Here is a 20,811-nt window from a genome sequence, read left to right as displayed (position 1 = left end):
GCGCGGCCCTCTCACCCCCTCCTCCGGCGGCGCGGGGCCTTCCCGGCCACCGCCGGCGCCCCGGCGCCGTGGCCGCAGCGCCGCAGCTCCTCCCAGAGCGCCTGCGCGACGACGCCGTGCGGCCGGTCGCGGCGGCGGATCACGAACAGCTCCATCGTGTCGGCCACGAACTCGGGGACCTGCAGCGCCACGAGCTCGCCTGCCGCCAGCGCGCCGGCGGCCACGTGCTCGGGCAGCCCGCCCCAGCCCATGCCCGCGAGGATGACCTCCTTCTTCGCCGCGACGTCGGTGACCGTCCAGCGCAGGCCGCCCTCCAGCACGTTGAGGGACGGCGAGCCGCTCCCCCTCGCGCTGTCGCGCAGGACGATCTGCGCGTGCGCCCGCAGCAGCGCGGGCGGGATCGGCGCGCCGCAGGTGGCCACGGGGTGATCGAAGCGCGCCACGGGGATCACCCGCACGTCGCAGAAGCGCGCGATCTCCACGCCCGACGCGTCGATCCCGAGCGTCGTGGCGACGGCGAGATCGGCGCGATCCTCCCGCAGCGCGTCGGCGGTGCCCGCGAGCCGCTCGGTGCCGAGCTCGATGCGCACAAGGGGATATCGGGCCTGCAGCGCCCGGAAGATGTCCATGATGGGGCCGAGCGGCGTCACCGCGTCGACGGCGAGCCGCACGATCGGCTCCACCTTGCCCGAGAGGCGCATGCCGAAGCTCCGCAGCGCCTCGGTGCCCTCGATGACGGCCGCGGCGCGCTCGTGGAACAGGCGGCCGGCGTCGGTGAGCGTGGCGCGGTACTCCCGGCGATCGAACAGCTCGACCCCCAGCTCGCGCTCGAGGTTGCGCACCAGCTTGCTCACGGCCGGCTGGGACTTGTGCAGCCGCGCGGAGGCGGCGCTGAACGTGCCCTCGCCCGCGACGGCGAGGAAGGCGACGAGCTGATCGTAGGTCATGGCGGCGCCCGCAGGATCAGAACCTGTAGTTATGGAGTCCATCGAAACATACCACTTTCTTGGTTCGAGGGGAGGTCCTAGGTTGTCGACGCGAAAGGAGCGACACTCCATGTCCACCAGGATCGATCGCGTCATCATCACAGGCGCCAGCAGCGGTATCGGCCTCGACCTCGCAAGGCGCTTCCTTGCCGAGGGCTCGAGCGTCATCATGAACGGGCGTGACCCGGAGAAGCTCGAGCAGGCGAGGCGGAGCCTCGACGGCGGCGCGCGCGTCGTCGCGGTGCCGGGCCAGGTGGGTGATCGGGCCACGGCGCGGGCCGTCGCCGCCGCCGCGCGCGAGCGCTTCGGCGGCGTCGACGTGCTGATCAACAACGCCGGGATCTTCGGCGTGAAGCCGTTCCTCGAGAGCACGGAGGAGGACCTGGAGCGGTTCTTCGCCACCAACGTGAGAGGGACGTTCCTGATGACGCAGGCGGCGGTGCCGCTGATGATCGAGGGCGGCGGGGGCTCGATCATCAATGTCGGCACGGTGCTCGTCCAGCAGGCCATGGCGCGGATGCCGGCCTCGGCCGCCATGGCCAGCAAAGGCGGCGTCCACGCGCTCACCGTCTCGCTGGCCGCCGAGCTCGCACGCCACAACATCCGCGTGAACACGCTGGCGCCCGGCATCATCCGCACGCCGCTCATCGGCGATAACGCGGATTCGATGGCCTCTATCCACCCGCTGGGGCGCATCGGAGAGGTGCAGGATACGACGGACGCGGCGCTGTTCCTGGCCAGGGCCGGCTTCGTGACGGGCACGACGCTCGACGTCGACGGAGGCTACTCCCATGGGCGCTGAGGGCCGGCAGCACGTGCTCCTGGTGGGGCTCCAGCTGGAGGACGAGACGACCTACGCCCGCTACCGCGCCGGCATGATGCCGATCCTGTTGTCCCACGGCGGCGCCTTCGGCCACGATTTCGTCGTGGCGCGCGTGCTGAAGGGCGACCCGGGCATCAACCGCGTCTTCACCCTCGTGTTCCCCGACCGCGCGGCGCGGGAGCGGTTCTTCGCCGACGCGGACTACCGCGCCGTGCGCGCCGAGCTCTTCGAGCCCGCGGTCGCGGCGACCTTCATCCTCGGCGAGTTCGAAGCGACGGCGGGCTGAGCCGCCTGCGGCGAGGCGAGGTCGCCGGGCGTCGTGCCGCCGGGCGCCGGGCTCTGGGCTGTACCGATCGCGCGGCTGATACAGTGCTTTCGCGCGGCCCAGCCCCTGTGCCTTCACCGGCGTACGCCGCCTCCTTACGCTCTGGCAATCCCTTACCGGAGCGACCCGCGATGACCGAGCTGCTGCCTCTGGTGACCTATTGTTTCGTGATGTCCAGCACCCCGGGGCCGAACAACATGATGCTCACGGCCTCCGGCGCCAACTTCGGCTACCGCGGATCGCTGCCGCATCTCCTGGGCATCAGCGTGGGCGGCGCGGTCCAGAGCTTCATCACCTGCCTTGGTCTGGGCGCGCTGTTCACCGCCTACCCCGTGCTGCACGGCGTCCTGCGCGTGGCCGGCGCGCTGTACCTGCTGGTGCTGGCGTGGAAGCTGACCGGCGGCGCCGTGCTCAAGGGCGCCGAGGTGCCGCGGCCGCTGTCGTTCGCGCAGGGGGCGCTGTTCCAGGCCGTCAACCCGAAGAGCTGGGTCAAGGCGATCACGCTCGCATCGGTGTTCATGCCGGCGGGCATGGGCGCGGCGAGCGGCGCGCTCCTCGTGTCCGTCGTCGGCCTCGGCATCACCTTTCCGTGCACCTCCGCGTGGGCGCTGTTCGGCGTGGCGATCCGGCATTTTCTGACCGATCCGCGACGGCAGCGGCTGTTCAATGGCATCATGGCCGGCGCGCTGGCGGTGCTGGCGCTCCTGTTCCTGCGCTGACCCATGTTCTCGCTCGACCGCGACTCCGCAGTTCCACTGGCCGATCAGATCGAGGCGCGGCTGCGCGCGCTGATCGAGGGCGCGCGGCTGCCGCCGGGCGCGCGGCTGACGTCGATCCGCCAGCTGGCGGGTCAGCTGGGCGTGAGCCCCAACACCGTGGTGACGGCCTACGATCGGCTGGTGGCGGCCGGGCTGCTCGAGTCGCGCGGCACGGCCGGGTTCTTCGTGTGCGAGGCGGCGTCGGCCATGCCCAACGAGGCGTGGCTCGAGGCGGGAGAGGAGCAGGAGCCGGTGTGGCTGGCGCAGCAGTCCAACGACCAGCGCGCGGGCGTGCTTCTGGCCAGCAGCGGCGCCCTGCCGGCGAGCTGGCTGAGCGACGCCATCCCCGCGGCCGTGCTCCAGCGCGCGCTCGCCCGCAACGACGCGGGCATGGCCGCGCGCTGTCCGCCGCAGGGGCTGCCCGAGCTGCGCGAGCGCATCGCGATGCTGATGCGCTCGCAAGGCATCGCGGCCGACGCGGGCCGCGTGCTCACCACCTGGGGCGGCACGCACGCGATCGACCTGATCTGCCGGAGCTACCTTCAGCCCGGCGACGCGGTGCTGGTGGAGAACCCCGGCTATTTCTTGATGTTCGGCCGCCTGCGCCAGGCTGGCTGCCGCGTCGTGCCGGTGGCGCGAAGGCCGGACGGCATCGATCTGGACGCGCTGGAGGCGGCCTGCCGCGACCACCGGCCCAAGCTGCTGTTCCTCCAGAGCGTGCTGCACAACCCGACCGGCTGGGGCTCGAGCGCCGCGAACCTGCACCGCGTGCTGGTGATCGCGCAACAGCACGGGGTCCTCATCGCGGAGGACGACGTGCACGGTCACTTCCACCCCGGGCACCCCACGCGGCTGGCGCAGCTCTCAGGGCTGGATGGGGTCATCTATTACTCGAGCTTCTGCAAGGCGCTGAGCCCCGCGCTGCGCCTGGGCTACATCGCGGCCGAGACAGCGCGGCTGAAGCCCCTGCTGCGCGAGAAGATCTACTCGGTGCTGACCACCGGCGCGCTCAACGAGCTCGTGCTGCTGGAGGTGCTGTCGGCCGGTCGGTGGCGCAAGCACATCGACCGCCTGCAGCAGAAGCTCGGCGCGGCGCGCAACGCTGCAGCGCGCCGCCTGCGCGACGCCGGCGTGCAGCTCGACCACCCGGGCGAGGGCGGGCTGTTCCTCTGGGGGGAAGCGCCGCCCGGCGTGGACGTCGACGAGCTGGTGAAGGACGCGTATCTCAACAAGATCCTGCTGGCGCGCGGCGCGACCTTCAAGGCCGATGGGGCGGCGGATCCGCACATCCGGTTCAATGTAGTGTTCAGCCAGCACGCGAGGGTGGCAGAGCACCTCGGGCAGCGGTTCGCGGCGCTGGCGAGCGCGCGGGCGGCGATGGAGCGGGCGGAGGCGGCGGTGGTGCGAGACGACGAACCGTGGCGAGGGCTCGAGCGATGAGAGGCGCGTCGCCGTCCTTTACACGACTACACGACGAGGCTTTGACGGGCGCGCGGCCGCCGGGGCTCGCCGGTACGGATGCCATCGCCGCCCGAGTCGCCCGTTGGCCCGCGCGGCCGGCACCCAGGCGTGGAATCAAGGTGTGTAGACGATGTCGCCGTCGTTGAAATAGCCGCCGGGGATCGAGGCGCCGACCGCGCCGTAGTAGTTCACGTCGACGTAGTCGACACCCGCGCCTGGGCTGCCGTAGTCGACGAACACGAAGCGGTTCGCCGCGGCGAACGTGCCGCCCGAGCCCCAGCACGTGCCATAACCATCGAAGTTCCAGCTCGCGCCGCTCACGACGTTGGGGCGGAAGCGCAGGTAGCGGCAGGTGACGGGGTCTTCGCCAGGTTTGTGGATGACGATCGTGAAATGCCCCCTGAGCGAGCCGTCGGCCTGCTGGCTCACCGAACCCATGAAGCTGCCGTAATCGCGCACGCCCCAGCCGGAGAGCGTCGGCAGCGGCCCGGCCGCCGCGGGGGACGTGAACGCGGTGACGGCCAGGCCGGCGGCCATCGTGAGCGACAGGACGAGGGAGCGGGTCTTGTGGGTCGTGTTCGTGGGCAGCATCGTCTCTCCTTGGTCGTTGCAGCGAGCGTCGCGCGCGGCTTGTTTCGCGCGGAGACGAGGGGGACACTCGCACGCGCCGTACCAGGGCCGACGAGGGGAGCGGGTCGAGCGGGAGAGGCGGTTTCAGCCGAGATTCTGGACGTTGCGCGGCGCGAGGGGGGCGGGGCTGGAGGGGCGCGCCTCCATGTCGGGTGGTGGCTCGCGGCACCATGGGGGGCGCGACCCGCCGTGCCTTGGTGAGAGGGCATCACAAGCAGGCTTCGCTCTGACAAGCAGGCTTCGGCATCGAGGGCGCGCTCGCGCCTTCGTCTGGCGCAGAGAGGGAACCGCCATGGCGCCCGCTGCTCGGGGCGAACAGAAATGAAGATCATCTCCCTCTCTTCCCTTGCGCCCGTTGCGCCCTTGCGGTCTTCTCCCTCTTCTCATTCACGCGGCCCAACAGCCCGCTGCTGCCCGCAGCGCTTCGCGCCGCGGCAGACTGGAGCTGCGTTGTGCGGCTGTCCTGCCGAGCTCCGGCGTCGCCGGTACGACCGGGTGCGCACGCCGCTCGTCGTGGCGCGGCGCATGAGGTATGATGCACCTCTTACCTCCAGTTGCTGGCAACCGCATGTCACGCTAGCCTGGCATCCAAGGAGTCTGATTTGGAAGCGGAGCAGCGGATCGAGTATGGCACCATGACCGACGACGTGTACGCGAAGCTGCGCGTACACGCTTACGTCGACGACCGCTACGCCGGGCATGTCTTCCAGTACCTTGTACTTCCGTCGTTTGGCGCCCCAGTTGCCTGGGATGTGTTCAGACGCCGACGTGAAGGGTACGATGACGATCACGTCCTCGTAAGAACAACATGGGACTGCGGCGCGGACCGCAGCAAGTTCAGCACGCCGGTCGAGCGCCTCCGCCATCCGTATCCCCTCGTTCCAACCATCGAGGTGCACCAACTCGCGGCGCCGTCGGACACTCTGCGTGAGCTCGCGGTCGAGCTCGCAGGGCTTGAGATCCGCATCGGCTCACTGGGGGTGGGCGGCCTCGACGGGACGACGTACGAGATCGCCCTCGACCAGCCGCCCCACCACATCCCGTTTGCGGCGAAATGCCGGCTCTCTTTCTGGCACGAGCCGCCCACGGGCTGGAGAGGTCTCGGCGCGTGGGTGTCGCGCGCCGAGCGCGTCTTCATCGAGGCGTGGAGCACGCATGGTCCCGCGGCGCGAGTTCCGCTGCCCATCCGGGCCATCGACGACGGTGCTGCGCGGCAGGAGGCGCAGCGCGCCTTCCACGCGGGAAGCTATGCTAGAGCCGCCGAGCTTCTCGCGGATGTCGCCTCGCGTGAGCGGCTCACGCCGGCCGAGGCGAAGATGCTCGAGCTGGCGTTGAAACGCATGGGTGGCGGCCGTGGGGGTTAATTGGCACCATGGCCGCACCGGCCGCCATCTACACAGCGGGCACCTGCTTGACGATATCGATGATCGCGGCGCGCACGAAGGCGCACGCGTCGTCTCCGTCGAGCGCGGCGGGCCAGAGTAAGTCCATGCCGCCGGCGGGGTGCGCGAAGGGAAAGGGCGCGCTGCGAAGGTGCGGCCGCTGCCGCAGGAGCTGCGCCGCGAAGACGTCGGGCAACGTCGCCACGAGCGGGCTGCCGTCGACGATGGCGCCGATGGCGCTGAAGCTCGCGACCGAGCAGCGGACACGCCGCTCGACGCCGAGCCTGTCCTCGACCGTGCCGCGGAGGTCGGCGTTGTACGAGACGATGACGTGCTCCTGCGCGAGGTACGCGCGCTTAGTGGGGCGCGCGCCGAGGCGCACGTGGCGCGGGTCGAACAGGCAGACGAAGTGGCCGCGGTTGAGCGGCGTGTGCAGGATGCCCCGCGGCACCTTGCCGACGACCGTGGCCGCGAGGTCGACGCGACGGGTCGCCAGCGCCTCGAACACCGTGCGGAACTGGACCGGTGTGCAGATGAACCGCATCTTCGGCGCCTCGCGCCCGAGCCGGCGCAGCAGCGGCGCCAGCAGCCACTCGTCCGAGAAGTCGGAGAGCCCGAGGCGGATCGTCCGCTCGCTCGTGCGCGGATCGAAGCGCGCCGGAGCGAGCGCGGCCTGGACCATCGCCTCGAGCAGCGGACGCACCTCGGTCACGAGCCGCGCTGCCCGGCTCGTCAAGATCACGCCGCGGCCATGGCGCACGAGCAGCGGGGTGTCGAGCGATGCGCTGAGCCGGGCGAGCGCCGCGCTCACCGCCGACTGTGTGAGGTAGAGCCGCGCGGCCGCCTTCGTGACCGATCCCGTGTCGGCCACGGCGACGAGGACGCGCAGAAGGTTGAGGTCGAGATCTCTGGCATGAACAGCGCTCATGGTTGCCATGCATGCTATTTGCTGGTGTGACGTGTGACCAGCACTAGGATCGAGCGCATGACGACTACAGAAAAGCTCGGCGGTCGGTTCACGTTCCCCGGCACGGCGCTCACCGTCCACCGCATGGGCTACGGCGCCATGCAGCTCGCGGGCCCGGACGTCTGGGGACCGCCGCGTGATCCCGAAGCGGCTGCAGCGGTGCTGCGCGAGGCGATCGCGATCGGCATCGACCACGTCGACACGAGCGACATCTATGGGCCACACGTCACGAACCAGATCATTCACGCCACGCTGCATCCGTATCCCAAGAACCTCGTGATCGTGTCGAAGGTCGGTGCGCGGCGTGGCGCGGACAAGTCGTGGATCCCGGCGCTCTCGCCCGCCGAGATCCGCTCGGCGATCCACGACAACCTGCGCCACCTCGGGCTCGACGCGATCGACGTCGTGAACTTGCGCATGATGAGCATGACGCCGACGGAAGGTCCGCTGGACAAAGAGCTCTCTGCCCTCATCGACCTCAAGCGCGAGGGGCTCGTCCGCCACATCGGTCTCAGCAACGTGACTGCGCGTCAGGTCGAGCAGGCGCAAGCGCTCACCGAGATCGTGTGCGTGCAGAACCACTACAACCTGGCGCACCGCGGAGACGACGCGCTCATCGACGCGCTGGCGAAGCAGGGCATCGCCTACGTGCCGTTCTTCCCGCTCGGCGGCTTCACGCCGCTCCAGTCATCCACGTTATCGAAGGTCGCGAACGAGCTGGGCGCGACGCCGATGCAGGTCGCGCTCGCGTGGCTGCTGCACCGCGCGCCGAACATCCTGCTGATCCCGGGCACGTCGTCGGTCGCGCACCTGCGCGAGAACGTGGCCGCGGCGTCGCTCGTGCTGCCGGCAAAGAGCATCGCCGCGCTCGACGGAATCGCGCGTGAAGGCACCAAGTAGTCGTGTCGCTGCCGCTGGGCGCGAGGGAGCTCGCCTGAGCTTCACCTCGAGGCCGATCAACCGCGTCGCCCAACGTGATCGGCCAGGCGGCGGCGGAGCCCCAGCTCCAGGAGCAGGCGCGAGCGGTGCCTGGAGCTGTTCGATGTCACCAGCAAGGGCGTGGCCGAGGTCTGGCTGCTGGGCCAGCAGGAGATTGACTTTCGGATCGCGTTTGGATTTCCTTCTATGTAGTGGCAAGAGAGATCCCTAGCCCCCCCGGGGCTATCGTAGAAGGGGAGGCGGCCCCGGCGATGGCGCGGCCCGCGCAGGCAGAGCGGCGCTGGCTCTCGGCGGCGATCCCCGGCGCGCTGTTCGCGCTGGCCCTGGCGGTGAGGCTGGTGTTCGTGTCGCGGTATCACTCGCCGGAGGACTTCGTGTTCTCGGACATGTGGGTCCATGACCATCGGGCGAGGAACTTGCTCTCGGGGTCGTTGAGCGCCTGGGACACGTTCACGCCCGTGGGCTACCCGGCTCTGCTCGCGCTTGTGTACCGGCTGGGCGGGACGGCGCAGACGGTGGGGCTCCTGCAGGCGGTGCTGGGCGCGCTCACGGTGGTGGCGACGTGGCAGCTGGCGCGGCGGGTCTTTCCGGGCTGGGTCCCGGCCCTGTGTGTGGGTGTGGCCACCGCCTTGCACGTGCCCGCGGTGTTCTACACGGGCTTCTTGCTCACGGAGACGCCGTTCTCGTTTCTTGTGCTGGCTGGCGCCTGGGCGCTCGTCGTGAGCATCGAGCGGCGCTCGCTCCTGGGTCTCTCGATCTGCGGGCTGCTCTGGGGGGTCGGCGCGACGGTGCGGCCCAACCTGCTGGCGTTCCTGCCGTTCGTGCCGCTCATCCTCTGGCTCGGGTCGGGGCGCCGGTGGCGTGACACGGCCGTGGCGACGCTGGTGCTGGCGGGCGCGTTCGCCGTGCCCGTGCAGGCCGCCGCGGCCCACAACGCGCGCATCGTGGGCACGCCGACGCTGGGCACGAACGGCGGGCTCAACTTCTATCTGAACTTTGCGTCGGTGCGCGGGGTCCTCTTTCGCGACCAGGTCGGGCAGCACCGGATAACGCCCATCCCGAACCTGCTCTATTACCCGAGCGATGAGTGGGTGAAGGTCCCGTTTTACGTGGACGCTCACTACTACCGGCGGGGCCTCGGGCTGGTGCGCAAGGAGCCAGCGCGCCTGGGGGTCACGGGGCGCAACCTGACGGAGGCCGCCGGGGTGGGCCGCCAGGGGTACTGGCCCGGAAATGACCAAGAGCCCTGGCTGCGGGCGCAGCGCCAGGCGTTCTTCTACCTCGCGATCGTGCCGAGCCTGCTGGGGATCGCGCTGCTCGCACGCCGGCGCCGGTTCGCGACGCGGTCGGTCCTGCCGCTGACGATGGCGGCGGCGCTGGTGCTGTCGAGCATGGTCACCGTGCTGTTCTTCCTCGGCGCCCCGCGCATGCGGGTGCCGTTCGATCCGCTCCTGATCCTGCTCGCCGCGGCCGCCTACGTGTGGGGCCTCGAGGCCCTGAAGCGCCGGATCGAGGCCAGGCGCCAGGGCCGCGCGGCCCCGCCGGCGCCGGCGTGAGCTCAGTCCTTCAGGGACGCCCCCTTGTCCAGGTCACGCCGTCAATCCTGGAGCGAGCCATTCCCCCGCTGTAGCGCTCTCTGGTGCATCCGGGCAACGGGGGCCTGGTCGCGAGCCGGAGGTCCTCGGTATCGACCTCTAAACGTCACATCCCGTCGCAGAGCGGGAGCGGGTCAGGACACTCCGTCGGAAGGCGCGGCATCGTCTGAATGCAGCCGGATACGCCCTCGAAGGTGTTCGTCGGACGGAAGTTGACGAGCGTACCGTCGAAGCCCTGCGTGATGCCGTGACCGGCGATTTCCTTGAACACGCTGTTGGTGATGAAGGCGCTCGGCGGCTGCATGCTGAAAATCACCGCTGCTTCGGCGGTCTCGACGTTCCCGCTGCACGTGACACGACTGCAGCCGCAGTCGTAGCCGGCGTACTCGATGCGCACGTGGTCGAAGACGTTCTCCGCTCGAGGGATGCCGCCAAACCACAGCCCGCGCCAGTCACCAGCACGCGGCGTAGGCGACGCCGAGGTGAAGACGATCGGCTCGTCCGCGGTCCCGAGCGCTCGCACGACCGCGGTCGCAGGTTCTTCTGTCGTGAAGTGCTGGATCTGGAAGGCGGTCTTCGGCTCGAACTTCATGACGACGCCTGGCTCGATCGTGAGCGTGACGACCTTTCCATCCGCACCGCCGCCGATGGTGAAGGAGTCGCTTTCACCGTCGCCCATGTGGTACGGCACGCCGCGCGCGTGAAGCGTGGCATCCGCCGTGAGACCGCTCCCGGCGGTCCCGTCGCCCTCCGTGCGCACGAGGATCTCGTCCTTCCGGTTGCCGGTGTATTGACCGGTCGGGAGCGAATCGATGGCTTGATCGGAGATCTCGAGCGGGTACGGCGCCTCGTCGTCTCCGGACTCCGTTACGGTCAGCTCTTTCGATCCGGCGACGAACAGCGAGCGACGCTTGAGCCAGAGGCCCGTGCCGCGGGACTTCTTCACGGTGACATGATCGACGAAGAACACGGGATCAGGTGGGGTCTCGTCGTCGCCGACCGAGACGAGCGTGGCGCCGCGCTCGAAATCGTCTCCGCCGCCGTCCTCGAACGTGGCGTAGGCAAAACGCGCCGTGCCCGGCGCGACGACGTAGACGCTTCCCCAGCGCGCCCCATCCTCGCCGGCGAAGGAGATAGGCTGACCCGCGGTGCCCTCCGCGATGAGCGTGCCGCTGTTGGGTGTCAGGGGATACGCGACCTGAATTCGCTTCCCGGCAGCGACGAGGACCGAAGCGCAGGGCTCGATCGTGAGCGTCGCGCCGTCGCGGACGTTCACGTCGCCCTCGACGATGTGTGGGCTGCCGTCAGCCGTCCACACTTCGCCATCCTGGACGTCACCCGAATGCCTCGTCGGGCCCGCCGTCGGAGTAGCGCAGCCGGCGGGGGGGCTCTCTTCGTCGGGGTTCGCGACGGGGTCCTCCTGCGGCTTGCAAGCGGGAGCGAGGGTGAGCAGGCAGGCGAGCGGTACGTGAGCGGCAAAGCTAGAACGCGATCGCGTCATCGACATAGGTCCTTTCGATAGCGGATGATGCCCGTCGCGAGCCGGGTTGCGGAGCACGAACGTCTTCATAGGTACCTACGGGCCGCCGGACCAGCGCGCCATGATGCATCTGCGCCATCGAACGGCACTGCCGGGCTCCAGCTCCCATGAAATGGCAACCTCGTCACCCGCCGCGGAGCCCCTGTAGGAATTCCGCCCCCCATTTTGCGTTGTGCCTCCCGGGCAGGGCCTCTACGAACCTGCTCCCGCTATAGGCGACATGAGGCGTCGGCATCCGCCGGGGTAAGCTGTGTCTCTTCGGCCTCAGCTCGACACCCTCGTTCACGGTCCCTGGGAATGAGGAAGTCCGCTGAGTACCGTGGCTCATCGGCTTCCCTATGTCAACCACCCTGTGCACCGTGGCTGTACTGTGTAACGGCCACTACGAGGAGATTGACTTTCGGATCGCGTTTGGATTTCCTAGCCTCTTCACTGGTTAGCCGGGCGACACTGTCTCGATTCAAGGGAGGCGACGTCTTGCCGTACCGCGACAAGCTGGATGCTGCTTCGGGAACGGGGAAGCTGATCACGGTCCGCCGCTATCTCGATCCGGTCGCGGCTCAGATGGACCGCACGCTGCTCTCGGCGAACGGTATCGAGTCTCACGTGTTCGAGGCGGCGAGCTACAACCCGTTGCTGAGCGGCGCCGCCGGCGGCACGCAGCTCCAGGTGCGCGAGGGCGATCTCGAACGCGTGGAGAGGCTCCTCGAGGTCCATCCCGGGGAGGCCGCTAACGACGACGACGACGAGGAGGCGGCCGGGGTCCGCTGCCCGCGCTGCGAGCTCCCCTACTGCTTCCACGAGCGCCTGCGCCTCGAGGGCTCGAGCGCCGCCACCGCGCTCGCGATCCTCGCCGCGCCGCTCTTGCTGTTCTTGCCGAGGCGCTGGCACTGCCACAAGTGCGGCCATGTCTGGGACGATCCGAAGGAGGGGCCCGCCGCGATGACGAAGCTCGAGGAGGGCGATCCGCGGCCGGTCTTCCGCCTGCGGCGCGCGCACTCGGGCATGGGCCTGTTCCTGGGCCTGTTCGCGGGCTTCTGCGGGGCGATCCTGGTCGCGGCCGCCCTGCCGCGCGGCGCCGGTGGGGAGCTCGCCTTCGCCGTGCTCGTCGGAGCGGCCTTCGTCGGCTGGGCCGTCGGTCGCTGGTGGCAGTACGATCTCTGCTCCGAGCCGGGCTGCCGCACGGCGCTGACGTCCGATCGGAGCGAGTGCCCGCGCTGCAGCGGCGCCATCGCCGGCGTCGTTCGGTCGGCTGAAAAGCACTACGCGGCGGCCGCGGATTTCCGGCGCGAGCTCAGCGCGCTGCGGGCGGCGGACCGGGCGCGCGAGGGCGAGAAGAAGAGAAAGAAGAAGCGGCCAGCCGGCGCTGCGGGTTGACGACGAATGGCCGTAGCTGCCAGACACGCGGATCGCTGGGAGCGGCGATCCCGCGTTGTACGCGTCGGAGGAGCGCCCGGGGAGCGCAGCCGGATTGGGCATCAGAGGGGTCGAAAGCTGATTGCGCAGACGACGGTCGCCGCCTTGCCGCTCGCCAGCGCCCGCGGGCTCTACCGACACCGTCTCGTTCACTTGCGCAGAGCGCTGGCGATCTGGCCGACGAGTATGGCCCAGGGCATGTCGAGCGCGGCGTAGACGGCGCCCGCCTCCGGACGGCCGTTGTCCTTGAGGATCTCGACCATCATGGTCGCGTAGTCGGACAGGATGACGCCGGCTTGCTGCATGCGGAACAGGTTCACGTCGTGCTTTGTCTCGCTGAACGTCCCGGAGGCGTCGACGGCCACATACGCGTCCAGTCCGCGCGCGACGGCCGTCATCGCCGGGAAGCCCGCGCACACCTCGAGCGAGATACCGGCGAAGATGAGCTTCTTGCGGCCGGTGGCTTCGATGGCCTTGGCGACGCGCGGGTCATCGTAGGCGTTCACGGTCGAGCGATCGATGATCTCGATGCCGGGCAAAGCGTCGACGAGCTCGGGGAAGGTCGGCCCCCACATGCTGTCGCGCGCCGTCGTGGTGACGACGATCGGCAGCTTGAGCGCCCTGGCGGCCTTCGCCAGGGCGACGACGTTGTGCTTCAACTCGCCGGTCGAGTAGTCGCGGACGCCGGTCATGAGGCCGACTTGGTGGTCGACCAGGATGACGGCGGCGTTGTCCTGGGTGAGCGGCACGTACTTGCGCATGGTCATCGGGTCCTCCTGGGTTCGTCTCCTGATCCCGGTGGGTCCGGAGCTTCGGGGTCACGATCGTTTGCCGTGACGACGCGAGGACTAACCGCTGGACGAACAACCCAAAAGACGTCAATTTTCGAACTCAGCGTCCGATCGATTGGACGATGGGGAAACATGTTGGATTTGAACGATTTCTTCCTGTTCGTACAGGTGGTCGACCGGGGAGGATTCACGGCCGCGAGCCGCACGCTGCGGACCCCCAAATCGACGCTCAGCTACCGCATGCAGCAGCTGGAGAACAACCTCGGGGTCCGGCTCCTCAACCGCACGTCGCGCAAGTTCGGGACGACGGATGCGGGCGAAGAGCTCTATCGGCACGCGGTCATCATGCTCCGCGAAGCCGAGCTGGCCGAGGCCACGATCCGCCAGCGCTTGGGCGAGCCGAGCGGCACGATACGCTGCACCGGCGGCATGGCGACGATGCAGTGTGCGATGTCCGACATCGTCGCGGATTTCCTTGTGCAGTACCCGAAGGTCAACGTCGTCGTGCACGCGGTCGACCGCGCCGTCGACATCGTCGGAGAGAACTTCGACGTTGCCATCAGAGCGCACTCCGATCCGCTGCCGGATTCCAATCTGGTCCAGCGGACGCTCGCGCCCGCCCCCTGGTACCTGTTCGCCGGCTCCGACTACCTCGACAAGAGAGGCGAGCCGCAGAGACCCCAGGATCTGCGCGAGCATCCATCGCTGTTCATGATGCGGACCGGGGTCGAGCCGGTGTGGCGGCTGCGCCACGTCCGTCAGGCCAAGAATGAGGCCGTGGTGCCGCTGACGCCGCGGCTGTTGAGCGACGACATGGTCGGCCTGCAGCAGGCGGCGATCAGAGGTCTCGGGATCGTCGCCCTGCCCGGCTACGTCTGCCGGGCGGCCGTGAAGTCCGGCGAACTGCGCCGGGTGCTGCCGAGCTGGATCGCGGGCGACTCCACGATCACCGCGCTCATCCCCCACAGGCAGGGGCTGCTTCCATCGGTGCGCGTCTTCCTCGATCATGTGGCGGCCGAGCTTCCGAAGACCGTGCGGATGTAGATCGTCCAGCCAGCTGGACGCTACGTCCCAAACATTGTGTCTTTTCGGTCGACGTTCCCGCCCCTAGAGTGGCCATGTCCAGCGATGGAGAATGAGGATGTCGGAAACGCAGCTGCAGGATCGCCAACGGAGCAAAACGGAGATCATCAAGCTCTCGTCCGAGGAGCGGCAGCGCGAAGCCGCGCTGCGCGAGCGGTTCGCCAGCTTCTGGGCGACGGCGACGGGAGACCAGAGGACCGTCTACGATGCTTTCATCTCCAGCTCTCCTTTGACCAGCGACGTCACGCTCGAAACCGTCGATGAGGCGGGCGTGCGGGGCTTCCTTATCCGCCCGCAGCAGGCCGAGCCGAAGCGCGCGATCCTCTTCCTGCACGGCGGCGGCTACGTCCTCGGCTCGGCGAAGGCATACCGCGGATTCGTCAGCCAGATCGTCAGCCGCACGAAGGTTCCGGCGCTCGTCATCGATTATCCTCTGGCGCCCGAAGCTTCGCTGCCGGCCGCTCCAAACGCGGCGCGGACCGCATCCCTGTTCCTGGTCGCCAAGGGCTTCGACCGCATCGCGATCGTCGGCGACTCCGCGGGCGGCGGCCTCACGCTCGTGACGCTGGCGGGGTTGACCGGGAAGCCCGCTGGTCCGCCGCCGGTCGCGGGCGTCGTGTTCTCGCCGTGGGCGGATCTCTCCTTCACCGGCGCGTCGATGACGGATCCGGGCATTGTGGATCCGTTGATCGGGCACGACTACCTGCAGGACTGCGCCCGCAAGGTTCTCGGCGCCCATGGCTTCTCCGATCCGCTCGCCTCGCCGCTGTTCGGCGACCTGAAAGGCCTGCCGCCGCTCCTCATCCAGGTCGGCACCGACGAGCGCCTGCTCGACGATTCCAAACAGTACGCCGCTCGCGCGGCGAAGGCCGGAGTCCCCGTCGAGCTCCAGATCTTCGAGGGCATGCACCACGTCTTCCAGCTCGACGTCGCGCACCTCGAAACCAGCAGGAACGCGCTCGATCGCGCCGCCCGCTTCCTCCGCGACGCCTTCGCTCGCAGCTGAAAGGGGCCCGTCGGAAGAGGAGAAGCCCCAATGGCCAACGAGGCCCAGGACTTCGACGTCGTCATCGTCGGCGGCGGATCCGCAGGCGCCGTGCTCGCGAACCGCCTGAGCGAAAGCCGGGACCGTCGGGTTCTTTTGCTTTAAGCTGGCCAGGCGTACACGCCAGCGAGCTATCCTGACGTGATCGCGAGCGTGCGCTGAAACCCGAAGCCAAGTCGATGACCGCGGTCGCCGATGCGTCGATCATGCCGGACATCATCTCGGCGCCGACCAACGTGACGACGATCATGATCGCCGAAGCCATCAGCCGCAAGCTCCGAGGCGACGAGCGGCTTGGGCCTCGCTGGACGCGCGCCCGACGTCGCCCAGCGCTCAGCGTGCGCCGTACGGTGGGACGGCCACTACGAGGAGATTGACTTCCGGGTCGCGCTTGGATTTCCTAGCCCCAGAAATTTAAGGATGGCCATCGATGACGTTCATCAAGCTGACATATTCCTCGGGCAACCGTCAGCCTCTTCATATTCGTCCTGATGCCATCGAATTTTTGTTACAGGAGGAGCAGGGGACGCTTCTCAATGTGCTTTATGGACGACGTTACCTAGAAAGTCGCCCGATCGAATCCTTGCTAAGCGTCATCCACGGGGATGATCCACTCGTAGAAATTCCATTTTTAAAGAAATCGACACAGGCACGTGGACACATTCGCCTCAGCGCGATTGAGTATATTACAGACATTGGCGACACAACGACGGTGCATACCTCAAGCGGTCGATATTACACGACCGCAGAGTCACCGAGCGAGTTGATGACCAGATTCCCCGGCGAGGCATTCGACTGCATGCAGAGCAACGGCGGGCAAGCCGTCTATTTTCGACGCGATCGATTGCTCGGAGCGTCTCCCCTCCAAAATCTACCCACATATATCTACACATTCAACAGTCGGGAGAGCCTGTACAGCGACCAGCTCGAATCGAATTGGATAGCGGACATGACAGCCGCTCAGACCACATACGGACGAGCATTTTTCCGAGCGAACAGGATAAAAGGCTTTCGGACGGACCGAAGTGGAAACATCGAATTGCACGGGGCGGTCAAGCTTGCAGGCGTATCGGCCGAGGCTTTGCTGAAAGCGTGCCCGATCGCGCATCCGGTGTCTTTCGCGCAATGCGCCGCCGGACAAGGCGGGTCGGAATATAGATACGACTGGGTGTTGAATCGGAATACAATCGACGCGATTGTTCCGAGAAATCCTGGATTAGGCTTGGACACCTATATCGGCACCCCATTCCTAGGTCTCGACACGTTCGATCCGATCGACAAGCTTATAACTCAGCTTGACGTGACGTCATTTATTCGATTGACCCGCAGCTCGGACGGGCGCGGCCCGAACGTTCCATCAGACTACAACAGCCGGCATCCGTGGGCCTACTATCGTCCGGAATCTATTCTGGCCATGGAAGCGGGAGGCCATGGAACAGCAATTTCAACGGGAGCCCATTCGCACATCGTCGACGAAACACCGGAAGAAGTTCTAGCTTCTTTAGTTGACCCAAGGAATCGATAAAACGTTGTAGATCTCTTCAGAGCGAGCGGGTTGCATCGGGATCACCTCCTTCAGGTCCAATCTCATGATCGCCCTGGTCGCCATCGCCCTGGTGTTCACCACCGTCCCGATCGCCGTCTTCATCACGAAGATCATCGGTCGATGCGGAGCGGAAGAGAGCGAGAGCACCGATCTCGTTGGAGTCGCGAGGAATTCAACAGAAGGGAAGAGCAACCGCAAGGGCGCGAGGGGCGCAAGGGGATGGCAAGAAAATATCTCGTCTCTGGTCCCTTGCGCCCCTTGCGCCCTTGCGGTTGCTCTCCTCCCCGCATTCCTTGCCCTTGGAGCTTGCTTCGCGGCAGAACGGTCGGATCTCACAGCTTATTGAATCCAGACGACTTTCAACCTGTTCGACGCTCCAGGCGCTCCAGGGCCGGGCCGGCGCCCTCGTCGAGTCGGTCGTCGCGCGAGCCGCGAGACGCCACGCACCGCGCATCAGGCCACAGCGTGACATGTCACGCTCGCGGCGTGACATGTCACGCGACATGTCACGCTCGCGGCGTGACATGTCGCGCGGAGGTCATGGAGGCGACAGCGCCGGCGCGAGGCGGCGGCGCCGCGCCAGCCTCATGACGGCTGCGACCCGGAGCCATTAGCGGGCCGCGCAGGCGCGCCGAAGGGGATTGCAGCGCGAGGTGGCGGGAGACGAGCGCGCCCCTCTGCGAGCATCGGCTGGTACGCCTCCTGCATACGACGCATCGACGATATCTCGACGATATCGTGCGCACAGGAGGCCTGCCGCCTCCAGGCGCCGGTGGCTTAAGAGGAGATCCGCGATGCATTTCCAATCACCATTTCAATGATGGCTATTCATCTTATGGACGTGGCTCGTAGGCGGGGCGCTGTCGGCGGGCGGCGCCGGCTGCGGCCCCGAGCAGCCCGCCGGCGACGACCTGCGGCAGCAGTTCCCTGATCAGGCAGCGCAGGTCCTCGAGGTCAGCGAGGAGTTCGTCGCGACGGACAGCGGCTTCGCGCTCGCCTCGACCAGCGATCCGAGCGGCGAGCTGGATATCGAGGCAGCGCTGCGGCGCCGCGGCGGGCTCCACGCCGCCTTGCCGGCCCGCGGCGAGAGCGAGATTCGGTTTCATCTGCCCGGCGGGTTCGAGGCGCGCGTGCGCGAGCTCGACGCCGAGGGTGAGGGCGAGCTCGCCGAGCGCGCGGTGGCGTATCCGCGCAAGGACGGCACGTCGTTCTGGTCGGCGATCGACGCGGGCTACGAGGAGTGGCTGCTGCTCGACGCGGGCGTCGCTCGCGCGGACGCGCCTGCGGCGGCCTGGGAGGTCGAGGGCGCGACGCTCCGGCAGCAGGGCGACGCGGTCGAGGTGGTCGACGAGGCCGGCGCGGCGCGGCTGCGCGTGACGGCGCCGGCGGCGTACGCGCGCGGCGGGCGGCCGATCGCCGCGCGCCTCGCGGTGCACGGGGCGACGATCGAGCTGTGGGCCGACGCGGGCGGCGAGCCGGCGCTGATCGACCCGATCTGGACGCCGGTGGCCTCGATGGGCGCTTCGCGCAGCGCGCACACCGCGACGCTGCTCCAGAACGGCAAAGTGCTCGTGGTGGGCGGCTACAACGGCGCCGTGCTGGCGAGCGCGGAGCTCTACGACCCGATCGCCAACAGCTGGTCATCGGCGGGCGCGCTGACCACCGCCCGCCGCTATCACACGGCGACGCGGCTGAACAACGGCAAGGTGCTCATCGCGGGCGGCAGCGACGCCTCCAACACGTCCCTCGCGAGCGCCCAGGTCTACGACCCGAACACCAACACCTGGTCGTCGGCCGGCACCCTGGCCGCGGCGCGCTCCGCGCACACCGCGACGCCGCTCGGCAACGGCAAGGTGCTCGTGACCGGCGGCATCGGCGCCACCTACCTGGCGAGCGCCGAGCTCTACGATCCCGGATCCAACAGCTGGTCGTCGGCCACGGCCATGGCCACGAGCCGCAGCGGGCACTCGGCGACGCTGCTCCTCGACGGCAAGGTGCTCGTCTCGGGCGGGCGCAACGGCAGCTACCTGACGAGCGCGGCGCTCTACGACCCGAACAACAACACGTGGGCGTCGGCCGGATCGATGAGCACCGGGCGCTATCGCCACACGGCGACGCGGCTCCTGGACGGCAAGGTGCTCGTGGCGGGCGGCTACAACTCGACCTCTTTCGAGCTGTCGAGCGCCGAGATCTACAACCCGGCGACGCTCACCTGGAGCGCGGCCGCGTCGATGACCAACCCCCGCTCCTCGCACACGGCGACGCTGCTCGACGGAGGCAAGGTGCTCGTCACGGGAGGAGACGTCGGGGTCAACACGGGGACCAGCAGCGCTCAGCTCTACGACACGGCGACCAACACGTGGACCCTCCTCAAGCCGATGGGCAGCGAGCGCGCCCAGCACGCCGCGACGCTGCTGGACAACAAGAAGGTGCTGATCACGGGCGGTCAAAAGCCCGGAATCTTCACGACCCAGTACCTGGCGAGCGCCGAGCTCTACGACCCGGACGCGGAGCAATGGAAGTATGTCGCGCCGAACATCGGGCGCCACCTGGACGGCGCCGTGGTGCGGCTCCAGGACGGCAGAGTGTTCATCACGGGCGGGCTCGACGACGTCAGCTCCACGCTCGTGAGCACCGCCGAGCTGTACAACCCGGCGACAAACACCTGGACGTCCACCCCCAACATGGCAACGTACCGAGCGATTCACTCGGCGACGCTGCTCGCGAGCGGCAAGGTGCTGGTCGTGGGAAACTGGACCGCCATTCCCGCGTTGGTGTCCGCCGAGCTCTACAACCCCGCCACAAACACCTGGTCGTCTGTGGGCTCCACGAGCGTCGATCTCGTTCGGCACGCCCACACGGCGACGCTGCTCGGGAACGGCAAGGTGCTGGTCGCCGGGGGAAGGGCGTCCTCGTTCAACTCCGGGACGACCAGCGTCGCGCTCTTCGACCCGGTGAGCAACACCTGGTCGCCAGCCTCGCCCATGGCCGACGCCCGTTACAGTCACACCGCGACGCTGCTCGCGAATGGCAAGGTGTTGGTCACCGGAGGTAACAACGCCTTGGGTTATGTCAACAAGGCCGAGCTCTACGACCCCACGACCGGCGCCTGGTCGTCTGCAGGGACGATGAGCGATGCGCGCGAATACCATACCGCGACGCGGCTCAACAACGGCAATGTCCTGATCGTCGGAGGGTACAACGGCCTGAGCCACGAACTGTCGACCACCGAGATCTATAACCCCGGGACGAACACGTGGTCATCCGGTCCCTCGCTCATCAACCGCTCCGAGCACTCCGCGACGCTGCTCAACGACGGCAGGGTGCTGGTCTCGGGTGGGTACAACATCGGCGGGCCGATGATGAGCGCCCAGGTCTATGATCCGGCATCGAACACCTGGACCAACACGGGACCGCTGAACCAGGTCCGCTACCACCATAGCCAGACGACGGTGCTGCTCGCGGACGGCAAGGTGATGGCGCTGGGCTACTACGACCCGAGCGTCGAAGTCTACACCCCCTGA

Annotated in this window: 19 protein-coding genes and 1 pseudogene; 14 read left to right on the top strand and 6 right to left on the bottom strand. The window is 68.1% G+C overall.

All coding sequences use genetic code 11. The features are described from left to right. Nucleotides 1–11: 11 nt before the first annotated feature. Complete coding sequence (locus WME90_RS05755; RefSeq protein WP_437280061.1) at nucleotides 12–947, bottom strand: LysR family transcriptional regulator; 936 nt, start codon at nucleotides 945–947, stop codon at nucleotides 12–14. 109 nt (nucleotides 948–1,056) lie between these two features. On the opposite strand from WME90_RS05755, the gene WME90_RS05750 reads away from it, so the two are divergent. The 4 genes from WME90_RS05750 to WME90_RS05735 all read left to right on the top strand — a co-directional run bounded on the left by WME90_RS05750 (nucleotide 1,057) and on the right by WME90_RS05735 (nucleotide 4,332). Beyond that, a complete protein-coding gene (locus tag WME90_RS05750) occupies nucleotides 1,057–1,788 on the top strand; it encodes an SDR family NAD(P)-dependent oxidoreductase (RefSeq protein ID WP_437280060.1) in 732 nt (243 codons plus the stop codon). Beyond that, nucleotides 1,778–2,095, top strand: a complete 318-nt coding sequence (locus tag WME90_RS05745; RefSeq protein ID WP_437280059.1) for a DUF1330 domain-containing protein — start codon at nucleotides 1,778–1,780, stop codon at nucleotides 2,093–2,095. The genes WME90_RS05750 and WME90_RS05745 overlap by 11 nt, the downstream gene beginning before the upstream one ends. Before the next feature lie 170 nt (nucleotides 2,096–2,265). Further along, nucleotides 2,266–2,853: a LysE family translocator gene (locus tag WME90_RS05740; protein ID WP_437280058.1), complete on the top strand. Its 588-nt coding sequence runs from the start codon at nucleotides 2,266–2,268 to the stop codon at nucleotides 2,851–2,853. Between the two features lie 3 nt (nucleotides 2,854–2,856). Further along, entirely contained in the window at nucleotides 2,857–4,332 is a 1,476-nt protein-coding gene (locus WME90_RS05735) for a PLP-dependent aminotransferase family protein (RefSeq protein WP_437280057.1), read from the top strand. A 135-nt stretch (nucleotides 4,333–4,467) separates the two neighbouring features. On the opposite strand, the gene WME90_RS05730 is transcribed toward WME90_RS05735, so the two are convergent. Beyond that, nucleotides 4,468–4,944, bottom strand: a complete 477-nt coding sequence (locus tag WME90_RS05730) for a hypothetical protein (protein ID WP_437280056.1) — start codon at nucleotides 4,942–4,944, stop codon at nucleotides 4,468–4,470. Nucleotides 4,945–5,585: 641 nt separating this feature from the next. On the opposite strand from WME90_RS05730, the gene WME90_RS05725 reads away from it, so the two are divergent. Beyond that, on the top strand, nucleotides 5,586–6,347 hold the full coding sequence (locus tag WME90_RS05725; protein ID WP_437280055.1) for a hypothetical protein: 762 nt from the start codon (nucleotides 5,586–5,588) through the stop codon (nucleotides 6,345–6,347). Between the two features lie 28 nt (nucleotides 6,348–6,375). Here the strand turns inward: WME90_RS05725 and WME90_RS05720 are convergent, their stop codons facing one another. Beyond that, entirely contained in the window at nucleotides 6,376–7,293 is a 918-nt protein-coding gene (locus WME90_RS05720) for a LysR family transcriptional regulator (RefSeq protein ID WP_437280054.1), read from the bottom strand. 57 nt (nucleotides 7,294–7,350) lie between these two features. Between WME90_RS05720 and WME90_RS05715 the strand changes: the two genes are divergently transcribed. Continuing rightward, entirely contained in the window at nucleotides 7,351–8,232 is an 882-nt protein-coding gene (locus tag WME90_RS05715; protein WP_437280053.1) for an aldo/keto reductase family oxidoreductase, read from the top strand. Between the two features lie 290 nt (nucleotides 8,233–8,522). Beyond that, nucleotides 8,523–9,827: an ArnT family glycosyltransferase gene (locus WME90_RS05710; protein ID WP_437280052.1), complete on the top strand. Its 1,305-nt coding sequence runs from the start codon at nucleotides 8,523–8,525 to the stop codon at nucleotides 9,825–9,827. Nucleotides 9,828–9,972: 145 nt separating this feature from the next. Here WME90_RS05710 and WME90_RS05705 read toward each other — a convergent pair whose 3' ends face one another. Then, nucleotides 9,973–11,184, bottom strand: coding sequence for a hypothetical protein (locus WME90_RS05705; RefSeq protein ID WP_437280051.1), 1,212 nt, complete (start codon nucleotides 11,182–11,184; stop codon nucleotides 9,973–9,975). Nucleotides 11,185–11,883: 699 nt separating this feature from the next. Here WME90_RS05705 and WME90_RS05700 point away from each other — a divergent pair. Beyond that, the gene (locus WME90_RS05700; protein WP_437280050.1) at nucleotides 11,884–12,783 is read left to right on the top strand and encodes a hypothetical protein; all 900 of its coding nucleotides are present in this window, start codon (nucleotides 11,884–11,886) and stop codon (nucleotides 12,781–12,783) included. Nucleotides 12,784–12,971: 188 nt separating this feature from the next. Here the strand turns inward: WME90_RS05700 and WME90_RS05695 are convergent, their stop codons facing one another. Next, entirely contained in the window at nucleotides 12,972–13,589 is a 618-nt protein-coding gene (locus tag WME90_RS05695) for an isochorismatase family protein (RefSeq protein WP_437280049.1), read from the bottom strand. A 156-nt stretch (nucleotides 13,590–13,745) separates the two neighbouring features. Between WME90_RS05695 and WME90_RS05690 the strand changes: the two genes are divergently transcribed. The 5 genes and pseudogenes from WME90_RS05690 (at nucleotide 13,746) to WME90_RS05670 (ending at nucleotide 17,266) form a co-directional block, all read left to right on the top strand. Further along, nucleotides 13,746–14,657, top strand: coding sequence for a LysR substrate-binding domain-containing protein (locus tag WME90_RS05690; protein WP_437283562.1), 912 nt, complete (start codon nucleotides 13,746–13,748; stop codon nucleotides 14,655–14,657). A gap of 97 nt (nucleotides 14,658–14,754) precedes the next feature. Beyond that, nucleotides 14,755–15,702: an alpha/beta hydrolase gene (locus WME90_RS05685; RefSeq protein ID WP_437280048.1), complete on the top strand. Its 948-nt coding sequence runs from the start codon at nucleotides 14,755–14,757 to the stop codon at nucleotides 15,700–15,702. Nucleotides 15,703–15,732: 30 nt separating this feature from the next. Next, nucleotides 15,733–15,843 (top strand): annotated as a pseudogene (locus WME90_RS05680) (NAD(P)-binding protein); the annotation flags it as partial. Between the two features lie 77 nt (nucleotides 15,844–15,920). Continuing rightward, entirely contained in the window at nucleotides 15,921–16,118 is a 198-nt protein-coding gene (locus tag WME90_RS05675; protein ID WP_437280047.1) for a hypothetical protein, read from the top strand. 53 nt (nucleotides 16,119–16,171) lie between these two features. Next, nucleotides 16,172–17,266: a hypothetical protein gene (locus WME90_RS05670; protein ID WP_437280046.1), complete on the top strand. Its 1,095-nt coding sequence runs from the start codon at nucleotides 16,172–16,174 to the stop codon at nucleotides 17,264–17,266. Nucleotides 17,267–18,120: 854 nt separating this feature from the next. Here WME90_RS05670 and WME90_RS05665 read toward each other — a convergent pair. After that, nucleotides 18,121–18,351 carry a hypothetical protein gene (locus WME90_RS05665; RefSeq protein ID WP_437280045.1) on the bottom strand — a complete coding sequence of 77 codons (231 nt, stop codon included), beginning with the start codon at nucleotides 18,349–18,351 and terminating at the stop codon, nucleotides 18,121–18,123. 66 nt (nucleotides 18,352–18,417) lie between these two features. Between WME90_RS05665 and WME90_RS05660 the strand changes: the two genes are divergently transcribed. Next, a complete protein-coding gene (locus WME90_RS05660; protein ID WP_437280044.1) occupies nucleotides 18,418–20,811 on the top strand; it encodes a kelch repeat-containing protein in 2,394 nt (797 codons plus the stop codon).

The sequence above is a fragment of the Sorangium sp. So ce375 genome (assembly GCF_051473855.1).
Taxonomy (GTDB): Bacteria; Myxococcota_A; Polyangia; order Polyangiales; family Polyangiaceae; genus Sorangium.
This window is presented reverse-complemented; position numbering and strand designations above follow the sequence as displayed.